At 65.5% G+C, this 13,072-nt stretch carries 10 protein-coding genes; all 10 read right to left on the bottom strand.

Annotated features, from left to right (window positions below; genetic code table 11):
* Window positions 1-63 precede the first annotated feature (63 nt).
* A complete protein-coding gene (locus tag FIV50_RS00050) occupies window positions 64-996 on the bottom strand; it encodes a DUF4097 family beta strand repeat-containing protein (RefSeq protein ID WP_181164271.1) in 933 nt (310 codons plus the stop codon).
* Window positions 993-1,679 carry a LuxR C-terminal-related transcriptional regulator gene (locus FIV50_RS00045; RefSeq protein ID WP_140035644.1) on the bottom strand — a complete coding sequence of 229 codons (687 nt, stop codon included), beginning with the start codon at window positions 1,677-1,679 and terminating at the stop codon, window positions 993-995. Before FIV50_RS00045 ends, FIV50_RS00050 begins: the two co-directional genes overlap by 4 nt.
* Entirely contained in the window at window positions 1,667-2,935 is a 1,269-nt protein-coding gene (locus FIV50_RS00040; RefSeq protein WP_140035643.1) for a sensor histidine kinase, read from the bottom strand. The genes FIV50_RS00045 and FIV50_RS00040 overlap by 13 nt, the downstream gene beginning before the upstream one ends.
* Before the next feature lie 136 nt (window positions 2,936-3,071).
* The gene (locus tag FIV50_RS00035; protein WP_140035642.1) at window positions 3,072-3,476 is read right to left on the bottom strand and encodes a DUF3566 domain-containing protein; all 405 of its coding nucleotides are present in this window, start codon (window positions 3,474-3,476) and stop codon (window positions 3,072-3,074) included.
* Window positions 3,473-6,037: a DNA gyrase subunit A gene (gyrA, locus tag FIV50_RS00030; protein ID WP_140035641.1), complete on the bottom strand. Its 2,565-nt coding sequence runs from the start codon at window positions 6,035-6,037 to the stop codon at window positions 3,473-3,475. The genes FIV50_RS00035 and gyrA overlap by 4 nt, the downstream gene beginning before the upstream one ends.
* A gap of 52 nt (window positions 6,038-6,089) precedes the next feature.
* The gene (gyrB, locus tag FIV50_RS00025) at window positions 6,090-8,204 is read right to left on the bottom strand and encodes a DNA topoisomerase (ATP-hydrolyzing) subunit B (protein ID WP_258184339.1); all 2,115 of its coding nucleotides are present in this window, start codon (window positions 8,202-8,204) and stop codon (window positions 6,090-6,092) included.
* 118 nt (window positions 8,205-8,322) lie between these two features.
* The gene (locus FIV50_RS00020; RefSeq protein ID WP_140035640.1) at window positions 8,323-8,826 is read right to left on the bottom strand and encodes a DUF721 domain-containing protein; all 504 of its coding nucleotides are present in this window, start codon (window positions 8,824-8,826) and stop codon (window positions 8,323-8,325) included.
* On the bottom strand, window positions 8,819-9,979 hold the full coding sequence (gene recF / locus FIV50_RS00015; RefSeq protein WP_140035639.1) for a DNA replication/repair protein RecF: 1,161 nt from the start codon (window positions 9,977-9,979) through the stop codon (window positions 8,819-8,821). Before recF ends, FIV50_RS00020 begins: the two co-directional genes overlap by 8 nt.
* A 64-nt stretch (window positions 9,980-10,043) precedes the next feature.
* On the bottom strand, window positions 10,044-11,186 hold the full coding sequence (gene dnaN, locus FIV50_RS00010) for a DNA polymerase III subunit beta (RefSeq protein ID WP_042541557.1): 1,143 nt from the start codon (window positions 11,184-11,186) through the stop codon (window positions 10,044-10,046).
* Between the two features lie 494 nt (window positions 11,187-11,680).
* A complete protein-coding gene (gene dnaA / locus FIV50_RS00005) occupies window positions 11,681-13,072 on the bottom strand; it encodes a chromosomal replication initiator protein DnaA (protein WP_140035638.1) in 1,392 nt (463 codons plus the stop codon).

Here is a 13,072-nt window from a genome sequence, read left to right as displayed (position 1 = left end):
GGAGATTCCTCGAAATACCCAATCGAGGGCAGGGGCACGGCGCGCCCCTGCCCTCGATCGTGGTCAGCGCCCCGGGCGGATGGTCACGCTGCCCGCCGAAAGCGAGACGTCGATCACGTTCCGGGTGTCGGATGACTGGTCGACCTTCGCGTCGAGCGATCCGGCGCTGACGTCCTGGATGATCGAGTACGACTCGTCAGGAACGGTGAGGTCGACCGATCCCGCGCTCACGTCGATCGTCGTCTGCGACGGTGCACGTCCGGTCAGCTCCACGTTGAGATCGCCCGCCGAGACGCTGAGGTTCGCCTCGTCGACGCCGTCGAGCAGCGCGTCCGCACGGCCGGCGCTCATGTCGATGCTGAGGCTGTCCGCCGCTCCTTCGAGATCGAGGGCCCCCGCGTTGACGGTGACGTCGAGAGCGCCGAACTCACCGACCACATCGAGGCTGCCCGCATCGAGCGTGAGGTCGGCGTCGAGCTGCGCGTCGCGAAGTTCTTCAGGGAGGGTCAGCACCGCAGACTGGTCGTCACCGAACCAGCTGCCGAACCACCATCCGAAACGGAACTCCGGACTCCGCACGACCAGGTCGTCTCCGTCACGCTCGAGAGTCCACGCCGGGCCACGGGCGTCGGTGATCGCAAGCCGGGCCTCGTCGACGTCTCCGAATTCGATGCGCATGTTTCCCGCATCTACGTCGAGGTCGATGCCCTCGATGCCTGAGACATCCTCGGTCAGCACCGAATCGCTGCCCTCGGAAGAACCCATCATGGTGCCGGTCGCCGCTAAGGCGGCAGACCCTCCCGCGCCGAGCAGCGCGATTCCGCCGACGATCGCCGTCACGATCATGATCGCCGTCGTTCCCGACGAGCGCCCCGCGTCGGCGGGTGTCGTCTGAGCGGTGGCGGAGGCGGGGGCCTGCTCATGGCCCTGAGGCGCAGATGCCGGCGGGGGAGTGAGGGGGGTGTGCCCGCCCTGGAAGTCGTCGTTCGTGGTCATCGTCCCAGTCCTGTCTGTCCGGTCGGCGGCGTGCCGCCCGTGTTCTCGATGTGTGCGAGGGCCGCCAGCACGCGTCGGTTGCCCGACTCGCCCTGCTCGAAGCCCAGCTTCTGGAAGATCGCGGTGATGTGCTTCTCCACGCTCGCCTCCGAGAGGAAGAGCAGGCCCGCGATGGCCTGGTTCGACTTGCCCTCGGCGATGAGCGACAGCACGGTGCGCTCGCGCTCGGTGAGACGCTGCATGCGGTCGTCCCGGTTGCGACGCATCAGCAGTTGAGCCACGACCTCGGGGTCGAGCACCGTCGCGCCCTCCGAGATCCTCTGTACCGAGGCGAGGAACTCCGAGACGTCGGCGACACGATCCTTGAGCAGATAGCCCAGCGGCCCGCCCTGCGCCGCGATGAGGTCGGAGGCATACCGCTCCTCGACGTACTGCGAGAGCACGAGCAGCGGCAGCGCAGGGTTCGTGACGCGCAGGCCGAGTGCCGCGCGGATGCCCTCATCGGTGAACGTCGGGGGCAGCCTGACATCGAGGATGCAGAGCTCCGGATCGGTCTCGACCACGGCTTCGCTGAGACCGTTGGTGTCGGGGAGAGCTGCGACCACACTGTGGCCGGCGTCCTCGAGCAGTCGCACGAGTCCCTCGCGCAGCAGGACGGAGTCCTCGCAGATCAGGATGCGCATGGCACGTTCACCTCCAGGCTGGTCGGCCCGCCGACGGGGCTCTCGAGGCGGAAGGTTCCGCCGGCTGCCAGCACGCGATTCGCGATGCCGTCGAGCCCGCCGCCGGGCTGCACCTGCGCGCCGCCCATGCCGTTGTCTTCGACACGTGCCCAGAGCACTCCTCCGTCGCGGAGACGGACGGTGACCCGTGCCTCGCTGGCTCGTGAATGCTTGGCGGCGTTCGTGAGCGACTCGGCGATCGAGAAGTACACGGCGGCCTCGGCCTCACGGCTGCAGCGTCCGTCCATCCGCACGTCGAGACTCACGGGGATGTGCGACCGGCCTGCGAGGGCCGAGAGGGCTGCGTCGAGGCCTCGATCGTCGAGGACGGATGCATGGATGCCGCGGGCCAACTGACGGAGTTCGGTGATCGCCGCCTTGGTCGAGGTGTGTGCCTCGGCGATCAGCTCTTTGGCCGCATCCGGATCGTTGTCGATCTTCTGCTGTGCGAGCCCCAGGGTCATGCCGACCGAGACGAGTCGCGGCTGGACGCCGTCGTGCAGATCCCGCTCGATGCGGGTGCGCTCGACATCTGCGGCGCGCACCGCGCCCTCACGCTGAGCGGTGCTGGTGCGCACTCGCTCCGTGAGCTCTGCCTCACGGCTGCGAACGACGATGGCGAGCGACAGCACACGGTTCAGGAGCGCCAGACCGATCATTCCGGCAAGGCAGGCTGCGATGCCGAGGATGCCGACGAGCGGTGCCCACGCGGGGTCGATGCCGCCTCCGCCGAACGGGCCCATCACGGCATCCGCTCCGGTGAGAGGTGCGAACGAGATCGTGATCGACCACACCAGGCCGAAGGCGAGGCGCAGCACGATCCAGCCGAGTACGGCGGTGATCGCGAAGTTCGCGAGTGCCCGCCACATGCGGCCGTCGATCGACTGGCGTCCGAGCGAGCGCACCCAGCCGGAGAACCCGGGACGGTCACGCGGACGCCACCTGAGCGGCGTGATCGGCGACCGGTAGAGGGCGCTGACCCGCGCCACCTCGAACCAGCCCACGCCGAAGAGGGCGTAGACGAGTCCGACGAGCAGCACGATGCCGACGCCCGCCGCGAAGAGCAGGCCGAGGCCTGTGCCGAGGAGTCCGGAGAGAGTCGCGAAGATGAAGCCGCCGATGACTCCGATGCCTGCGAGGTGCAGGATCGTGAGCACGATGCGCAGCGGCGGCTTCGTGGCCGTTGCCTGTGGTGGCGTGGCAGTGTGTGTGGTCATGGTTCAAAGGTACGGCGGCGCCGATCGCGCCGACACCGAGCAAACCAGACACCCGGCTTCGGGTTTTCCCTACTCCGCCGGAGAACAGAAAGAGGGGCGGATGCCGCAGCATCCGCCCCTCTTCGAATCCGGAGGATCAGTTCGACATGAAGCCGACGAGCAGACCGCCCGTCACCTTCACGGCGACGTTGTAGATGCCGGCGACGACCGCGCCGAGCACCGTGAAGACGATGAGGTTCAGGATCGACACGACGGCGGCGAACGCCATCACCTGCGGAAGACCGGCCACCTCGGAGATGCGCACCGAGTTGTCGGTGATCGCGCCGATGATCTCGTCGGCCTGGGTGAGGAGTCCCGTCGCCTGGAGCACCAGGAAGATCAGGAAGAACGACACCATGGTGACGATCGCGAGTGCGACCGCTCCGAGGAAGGAGAGCTTCACGGCCGACCAGAAGTCGACGTAGACGAGACGCAGGCGCACCTGCTTGCCACTGGTCTTGCGCGTGGACTTCTTCGCCAGCTTGTCGGCTACTGTGCTCATGCGTCTGCTTCCTCAGGGTTCTCGTTCGTCTCGGGGGCGGTGGACTCGGATTCCACCTCAGCCTCATCCGATTCGTCTTCTTCGGTGAGGCCCCGCTCGCCGTTGCGGGCGATGGCGAGGATCCGGTCGGCTTCCGTCGTCCGTGCGAACACCACTCCCATGGTGTCTCGGCCCTTGGCGGGCACCTCGGCCACGGCAGAGCGTACCACCTTGCCGCTGGACAGAACCACAAGGACCTCGTCGTCGGACGAGACCATCAGACCACCCGCGAGAGTGCCCCGATCGTCGTGGAGCTTGGCCACCTTGATGCCGTAACCACCGCGTCCCTGGACGCGGTATTCCTCGACGGCCGTGCGCTTGGCGTACCCGCCGTCGGTCACCACGAACACGAACTGACCGGGGGCTGCGACGGATGCCGACAGCAGGCTGTCGCCCTCACGGAACTTCATGCCCTTCACACCCGCGGTCGCGCGGCCCATCGGCCGCAGCGCCTCGTCGGTCGCGCTGAACCTGACCGACATGCCCCGACGGCTGATGAGAAGGATGTCGTCCTCGGCGTTGACCATGAGGGCCGAGACGAGCTCGTCCTCGTCGTTCAGACGGATCGCGATGACGCCGCCCTGGCGGTTGGTGTCATACGTGTCGAGGCGCGTCTTCTTGACGAGACCGTCGCGCGTCGCGAGCACCAGATAGTCGGCGACCTCGTAGTCGCGGATGTCGAGCACCTGCGCGATGTTCTCGTCGGGCTGCAGGGCGAGCAGGTTCGCGACGTGCGTTCCCTTGGCGTCGCGCCCGGCCTCGGGAACCTCATAGGTCTTCGCGCGGTACACGCGCCCCTTGTCGGTGAAGAACAGCAGCCAGTGGTGCGTCGTCGTCACGAAGAAATGCTCGACGATGTCATCCGCCCGCAGCTGGGCGCCCTTGATGCCCTTGCCGCCGCGGTGCTGCGACCGATAGTTGTCGCTCCGCGTGCGCTTGATGTACCCGGCGCGGGTGATGGTGACGACCATCTCCTCTTCGGCGATGAGGTCTTCCATCGAGACATCGCCGTCGAAACCGTGCAGGATGTGCGTGCGGCGGTCGTCGCCGAAGCGGTCGACGATGCCCGTGAGCTCCTCGCGGATGATGTCGCGCTGCAGCGACTCATCGGCCAGGATCGCCTGGTACTCGGCGATGAGACGCTCGAGCTCGGCCGCCTCGTCGAGGATCTTCTGCCGCTCGAGAGCCGCGAGGCGGCGGAGCTGCATGTCGAGGATGGCCTGGGCCTGGTCGTCGTCGATCTCGAGGAGCTTCTTCAGCCCCTCGCGGGCGTCCTCGACCGTGGCGGAGCGGCGGATCAGGGCGATGACCTCGTCGAGCGCGTCGAGCGCCTTGAGATAACCGCGCAGGATGTGCATGCGACGCTCGGCCTTCGCCAGACGGAAGCGCGTGCGGCGGACGATGACCTCGAGCTGGTGGGTGATCCAGTAGGTCACGAACCCGTCGATCGCCAGCGTGCGCGGCACGCCGTCGACGATCGCGAGCATGTTGGCGCCGAAGTTCTCCTGAAGCTGCGTGTGCTTGTAGAGGTTGTTGAGCACGACCTTCGCGACGGCATCGCGCTTGAGCACGACGACGAGGCGCTGACCCGTGCGGTCGGAGGACTCGTCGCGGATGTCGGCGATGCCGCTGATCTTGCCGTCACGCACGAGGTCGCCGATCTTCACGGCGACGTTGTCGGGGTTGACCTGGTACGGCAGCTCGGTGATCACGAGGCATGTGCGGCCCTGGATCTCCTCGACGTTGACGACCGCGCGCATCGTGATGGATCCGCGGCCGGTGCGATACGCCTCGTGGATTCCCTTGGTGCCCAGGATCTGAGCGCCGGTCGGGAAGTCGGGGCCCGGAACGCGCTGGATCAGCCCGTCGAGCAGCTCGTCACGCGGAAGGCCGGGGTTGTCGAGGGCCCAGAGCGCAGCATCCGAGATCTCACGCAGGTTGTGCGGGGGGATGTTGGTCGCCATGCCGACGGCGATACCGACCGAGCCGTTGACGAGCAGGTTCGGGAACCGCGCGGGAAGAACCGTCGGTTCCTGGGTCTGGCCGTCGTAGTTGTCCTGGAAGTCGACGGTGTCTTCTTCGATGTCGCGCACCATCTCGAGCGCGAGGGGAGCCATCTTGGTCTCGGTGTATCGAGGAGCCGCGGCGCCCATGTTGCCGGGAGAGCCGAAGTTGCCCTGACCCAGCGCGAGCGGGTACCGCAGCGCCCACGGCTGCACCAGACGCACGAGGGCGTCGTAGATCGCCGAGTCACCGTGCGGGTGGTACTGACCCATGACCTCGCCGACGACACGGGCGCACTTCGAGAACGACTTGTCGGGCCGGAATCCGCCGTCGTACATGCCGTAGATCACGCGGCGGTGCACAGGCTTCAGACCGTCGCGCACGTCGGGGAGGGCACGGCCGACGATCACGGCCATCGCGTAGTCGAGATAGCTGCGCTGCATCTCGGACTGCAGATCGACCTGGTCGATCTTTCCGTGGTCGTGTGCCGGGGGCTCGGGGCGTGCGTCGTCAGTCATGTGTGTTGTCGATTCCGGTCGTTAGTCGAGCGAATGCAGGGCGCGGAGCGCCTCAGATGTCGAGGAAGCGGACGTCCTTGGCGTTGCGCTGGATGAAGCTGCGTCGGGATTCGACGTCCTCGCCCATCAGCACGCTGAAGATCTCGTCGGCTGCCGCGGCATCCTCGATGGTCACCTGGCGGAGCGTCCGCGTGGTGTGGTCCATCGTGGTCTCCCACAGCTCCTTGGCGTTCATCTCGCCGAGACCCTTGTAGCGCTGGATGCCGGCGTCCTTCGGGATGCGCTTGCCGTTGTCGAGGCCGAACTTCAGCAGCGCGTCGCGCTCGGCGTCACTGAACACGTACTCGTGTGCGGAGTTCGACCACTTGAGGCGGTACAGCGGCGGCATCGCGAGGTACACGAAGCCCGCCTCGATGAGTCCGCGCATGTACCGGAACAGCAGCGTCAGCAGCAGCGTCGTGATGTGCTGACCGTCGACATCGGCATCCGCCATCAGCACGATCTTGTGATAGCGCGCCTTCTCGATGTCGAACTCTTCGCCGATGCCCGTGCCGAAGGCCTGGATCATCGCCTGGACCTCGCGGTTGCCGAGCGCCTTGTCGAGACGTGCGCGCTCGACGTTGAGGATCTTGCCGCGGAGCGCGAGGATCGCCTGCGTGTGCGGGTCGCGTCCCTGCACTGCCGAGCCGCCGGCCGAGTCACCCTCGACGAGGAAGATCTCGCTGATCGAGGGGTCCTTGCTGGTGCAGTCCTTGAGCTTGTCGGGCATCGCCGCGGACTCGAACACGCTCTTGCGTCGTGCGGTCTCGCGCGCCTTGCGTGCGGCGAGACGTGCGGTCGCGGCGTCGAGCGCCTTGCGGATGATGTTCTTCGCCTGGGCCGGGTTGCGGTCGAACCAGTCGCCGAGCTGATCGCCCACGACCTTCTGCACGAAAGCCTTGGCCTCGGTGTTGCCGAGCTTGGTCTTGGTCTGACCCTCGAACTGGGGCTCGCCGAGCTTGATCGAGATGACGGCGGTCAGTCCCTCGCGCACGTCGTCGCCGGAGAGGTTCTCTTCCTTCTCCTTGAGGATGTTGTTCGCGCGCGCGTACTTGTTCACCAGCGTGGTGAGCGCGGCGCGGAAGCCCTCTTCGTGGGTGCCGCCCTCGTGGGTGTTGATCGTGTTCGCATAGGTGAAGACGTTCTCGGTGTACGAGGTGGTCCACTGCATCGCGACCTCGAGCGAGATCTTGCGCGCCGTGTCCTCGGACTCGAAAGCGATGATCTCGTCGTTGACGACCTCGGCGTGACGCACCTTGTTGAGGTACTCGACGTAGTCGACCAGTCCACGCTCGTAGAAGAAGACATCGCCCGGCTGCTTGGTCGTGGTCACACCGGCATCTTCGACCTCATAGGCCGAGGACGCGCGCTCGTCGAGCAGCTCGATACGGAGTCCCTTGTTGAGGAACGCCATCTGCTGGAAGCGGGTGCGCAGGGTGTCGTAGTCGAAGTCGGTCGTCTCGGTGAAGATCGAGGCATCCGGCCAGAACGTGATGCTCGTGCCGGTGTCGTCGGTCTCCTCGCCCTTGATGAGCTTCTGCTGCGGAACTCCACCGTCGGCGAAGCTGTGCCGCCAGACGAAGCCCTTCTGCTTGACCTCGACATCGAAGCGGGTCGACAGGGCGTTCACGACAGAGGAGCCGACGCCGTGCAGACCACCCGAGACGGCGTAGGCACCGCCACCGAACTTGCCACCCGCATGCAGGATGGTCAGCACGACCTCGACCGTCGACTTCGACGGGTCGGAGGAGTGCGGGTCGACCGGGATTCCGCGGCCGTTGTCGATGACGCGCACGCCGCCGTCCTCGAGCAGCGTCACGTAGATCGTGTCGGCGTAGCCGGCCAGAGCCTCATCGACCGAGTTGTCGACGATCTCGTAGACCAGGTGGTGCAGACCACGCGGACCCGTGGATCCGATGTACATGCCGGGGCGCTTGCGCACCGCCTCGAGTCCCTCGAGGATCTGGATCGAGTCGGCACCGTACTCGCCGGGCTGCTTGATCTTGGGGGAGATCGATGTAGACCTCGTCTCCGCTTCCGCGGGAGTCTGGGTCTCTGCGCCCTGGGAGGGGTCAGGGGTTTCCCCGGTGGTCGATTCCGTCTCGTCAGCAGGGAATTCAGGCGTCATCAGAGGGCATACTCCACATCGATATCACGAACTCCCATTCTAGCGGTCTTTCGACTCGAAATCCCGCTGAACGGCCGTGTGTGGCCCTCTGAGCCTCCCGAACCCCCTGAACGGTGCCCTACCCGTAGGTATCGCGCGGGCCCCGTCCTGGAACGACTCTGGGACCCCATTTCCACGAGGGTACGTCCGGTCCGATGAAGCGGAGGTTCTCGACCCCGGCATCCGGATACCGTCGACCGATCTCGGTGAGGATGGTCCCTCGCATGTACTGGAGGTTCTTCGCCCAGGCGGTCGAATCGCACTTCACGGTGAGCACTCCACGCTCGAGCGAGACGGGTTCGGAGTGCTTCGCGGTGTCGGTGCCCGCGAGATCGGCCCACTGCCTGACCAGGTCTTCACGGGCCAGGGTCTTCTGCCACCCCGAGTCGCGGCTGAGCTTGTCGAGCACCGCTCCGAGGGGGCCGGGATCGCGGCCGGGCGTGAAGGGGGCGTTGTCATCGTCTGTGACGATCCGCCGCTTGCGCTTCCACGACTTCGAGCTCGGTGCGAGACCACGCAGTCGCAGATAGGTCGCGACCGTCTCGGGGGTCTCGGATGCCGGAACAGGTGTGGTGTCACTCATCGGACACCTCCCTCTCGTCGCTGATGGTTCCGGCGGAGATCCTCACCACATGCGCGTGGAGCACCTCGGGGATATCCTCCTCCACCGCTGCAGTGACGACCACCTGCTCGTATCCCGCGGTGAGGGCGGCGAGACGCTGACGGCGGTCTGCGTCGAGTTCGGCGAACACGTCGTCGAGGATCAGCACGGGGTCGCCGGCGGGGGACTCGCTGCGCAGCAGCTCGGCCGAGGCGAGGCGCAGAGCGAGAGCCACGGACCAGGATTCTCCGTGGGATGCATAGCCCTTCACAGGCAGACCACGCACCCGGAGTACGAGATCGTCGCGATGAGGGCCGGTGAGGGTGAGTCCGCGGTCGAGTTCATTCGATCGCTTGGCGAGCAGCGCGGCGTGGAACATCTCGGCGATGTCTCCCGACGTCTCGGCCGGCGCATCGACTCCCTCTTCGGGATCTGCGCCGCGCACCGAGAGCGCCCAGTCGAGCTGCGGACGGTGGTCCTCACCGGCTATCGCCGCGTATGCCTCTGCGACCGGATTCTGCAGATCGGCCGCGAGACGCTGCCGCGCCGTGATGATCTCTGCCCCGAGCGAGACGAGCTTGTCGTCCCACACGTCGAGGGTGCTCAGGCCTTCGCCTTTGATGCCCCGCGCCCGTGCCGACTTCAGCAGGGCGTTGCGCTGCTTGAGCACACGGTCGTAGTCGGCGAGCACCGAGGACATGCGAGGAGTGCGCTGGATCAGCAGCTGGTCGACGAAACGACGCCGCGACGACGGATCGCCGCGCACGATCTGGAGATCTTCAGGGGCGAACAGCACCACATGCGCATACCGGGGAAGCTCATTGGTCTTCGAGGGCGAGCCGTTGATGCGCGCCTTGTTGGATCCCTGCTTGTTGAGCTGCACCTCGATCAGCACTTTGCGTTCACCGTGCGAGAGGCGAGCACGGATGATGGCGAAGTCCTGACCTTCGCGCACCATCGGCGCATCCGACGAGACCCGGTGGGAGCCGAGAGTGGCGAGGAAGACGACCGCTTCTGCGAGATTCGTCTTGCCCTGTCCGTTTCGGCCGACCAGAACGTTGGGGCCCTTGTGCAGGGCCAGATCCGCGGTCGCGTAATTGCGGAAGTCGACCAGGCTCAGGTGTTCCACAATCACGCTGTCAGCCTACCTTCGGGGTCTGACACCGCTGTCGCCGCGCGGAAGCGCGCCCGTCGCAGGATCAGCGGAGCAGCAGGTTGGGCTGCAGCAGGTACTTGAACGAGTCGAGTCCGGCCTGATCGACCGAGGTCTGGCTCGTGATCAGCACCGGGCTGAGCTTGTTCGCGTTGTCGCTCGAGGTGAACGTGACGCGGACGAACTCGCTCTTGACCGCGCCGAGCGCCTCGATGAGGTACTGCGGGTTGAGGCCCAGAGTGACGTCGTCGCCACCGTTCAGGATCGCGTCGACGGACTCCGAGGCGCGAGCGTGCTCACTGCCCGATGCATCCATCGTGACGCTGTCGGACGTGAACGTGAAGCGCAGCGGAGCAGCGCGATCCAGCACGAGCGACACACGGCGGACCGCTTCGACCAGGTCGGCGGTGTTGACGACCGCGTAGTGCTCGGTCTGCTCGGGGAAGAGACGACGGACAGGCGGGAAGTTGCCCTTGATCAGCAGCGAGGTGACCGTCTTGTTGCCCGCCGTGAAGGCGATGATCTCGCGGTCGCCGGCTCCGGAGAACGCGATCTGGATCGTTCCGGCGTGACCGAACGTCTTTCCGACCTCGAGAAGCGTGCGTGCGGGAACCAGCGCGCTCGCCTCGACAGCCTCGCCATCCCAGGGGACGTCTCGGAGCGAGACGCGGTAGCGGTCGGTGGCGACCAGGCTGAGCGTGTGCCCGGAGACCTCGAGCTGGACACCGGTGAGCACCGGGGTCACGTCATCACGCGATGCGGCGAAGCCGACCTGAGCGATCGCGGTTCCGAAGTCATCGGCGGGGACGACACCAGACGAGCCGGAGACCTCGGGGATGGATGGATATTCCTCGACCGGCATGGCTGCGAGAGTGAATCGAGCCGAGCCGCAGGTGACCGTGATGCTGCCGTCGTCCTCGACGGCGATCTCGATCGGAGCATTCGGGAGGCGGCTGGCGATGTCGGAGAGCAGTCGGCCGTGAACGAGGATCGTGCCGGGTGTGTCGACCGTGGCCTCGATGGTGGTCCGAGCGGATGCTTCGTAGTCGAAGGCCGAGAGTGTCAGCCCGGATCCGTCTGCCTCGATGAGGACTCCGGCGAGGATCGGCTGCGGGTTGCGCTGCGGAAGCAGCTTGACGACGAACGAGACAGCCTCGCTGAAGACATCGCGGTTGACCTGAAACCTCACTGGTGCTCCCTTGTCGTCATTCTGAGACGTGTCGTCATCGGTCCTGCCTGTGCAGGGCTTCCCATGCTAGCCCCACAGTCGGGCGTATCCCTACGACCGGTGCAAACCTCCGGCCCGTCGGACTTTCCCCACCGTCTGGTGATCGGATCGCCCTTGAATTGAATTAACTCCTTAACGGTGTTAACACCTGTGGATACTGTGGATAACTCGGTGGAAAGCAGACGCGAGTAGGGAACTACACGGTTGTCAGTTGTGGAAACCCTGAGGAATCCGCGGGTGGACAGCTTCCCCTCGGTCGAACCGTCTCCCCGAGTTATCCACAGGTTCGGCCGTTTCACACACATCCGTCCCGATCTCGAGGCGACTCATCCACAAGTTATCCACATGTGCAAACTGGCATCGATCCGGTCGCGCATATGCCTCCCGCACGCACGGAAAGGGGGCCGTAGCGTCCCATCGGAAGCTACGACCCCCTTTTTAGAGGTGACGTGAGTTCAGCGTCGACCGAGCTGTGTGGTGATCTCGGTCACCTGGTTGTAGATCGAACGACGCTCCTTCATGAGCTCGCTGATCTTCTTGTAGGCGTACATCACGGTGGTGTGATCACGGTTGCCGAACAGCTGCCCGATCTTCGGCAGAGACAGGCTGGTGCGCTCCCGGCACAGGTACATGGCGATCTGACGCGAGGTCGCGATCTGCTGCGACCTGCTCGAGCCGTAGAGGTCGTCGACCGTGAGCTTGAAGTACTGCGCGGTCGCAGTGATGATGTCCGTCGGCGAGATGATGTTGTCCTCTGCCGTGTCGATGATGTCGCGCAGCACCGTCTGCGCCAGAGAGATGTCGAGAGCCGAGCGGTTCAGGCTGGCGAAGGCCGAGACCCGGATCAGCGCACCTTCGAGTTCGCGGATGTTCGACGACACCACCGTGGCGATGTACTCGAGTACCTCATCGGGAATATGAAGGGCTTCGCTCTGCGCCTTCTTGCGCAGGATCGCGATCCTCGTCTCGAGGTCGGGAGCCTGGACGTCGGTGATCAGACCCCACTCGAACCGACTCCGCATCCGGTCCTCGAATCCGGTCAGATGCTTCGGGGCGACATCGCTCGTGATCACGACCTGCTTGTTGTGGTCGTGGAGCGTGTTGAAGGTGTGGAAGAACGCCTCCTGGGTCTCGGCGCGACCCTGCAGGAACTGGATGTCGTCGATCAGGAGGATGTCGACGTCGCGGTACCGGGCCTGGAACGCCGCACCCCGGTTGTTCGCGATCGAGTTGATGAAATCGTTCGTGAACTCCTCGCTCGACACGTACCTGACCTTGACGCCGGCATAGAGCGACTGGGCGTAGTCACCGATCGCGTGCAGCAGGTGTGTCTTGCCGAGGCCGGAGTCACCGTAGATGAAGAGCGGGTTGTAGGCCTTGGCCGGCGCTTCGGCGACAGCGACGGCTGCGGCATGGGCGAACCTGTTGGACTGCCCGATGACGAAGTTGTCGAAGGTGTACTTGGGATTGAGGCGTGACTCGTGACGCTGCTGCGTCGGCTGCTCCATCGGAGATTCGACGCGGATCTGCTCCTGGCGGCCGTAGTCGGCGACGGCGATGGGCGCCGTCGGCTGCTCGGCGAGTTCGTGGTTGACCACCACTCGGTAGGAGGTGACCTCGTCGCCGATGTGAGAGAGAGCCTCCATGATCGGCAGGCGCAGTCTCTTGTTGATCTGCGCGGCGGTGAGATCGTTGGGGACCTCGAGATAGAGCGTCGCCGCCATCACACCGGCAGGAACAGCGAGGCTGAGGAATCCCTGGAGCTGAGGGGTGACTCTGTCATCCGCTTCGAGGAGCTCCTGCACCGTGGTCCAGATCGGGACGTCGGGCTGGGCAGGTGATGACAT

The organism is Microbacterium foliorum (genome assembly GCF_006385575.1).
Classification (GTDB): domain Bacteria; phylum Actinomycetota; class Actinomycetes; order Actinomycetales; family Microbacteriaceae; genus Microbacterium; species Microbacterium foliorum_B.
This window is presented reverse-complemented; position numbering and strand designations above follow the sequence as displayed.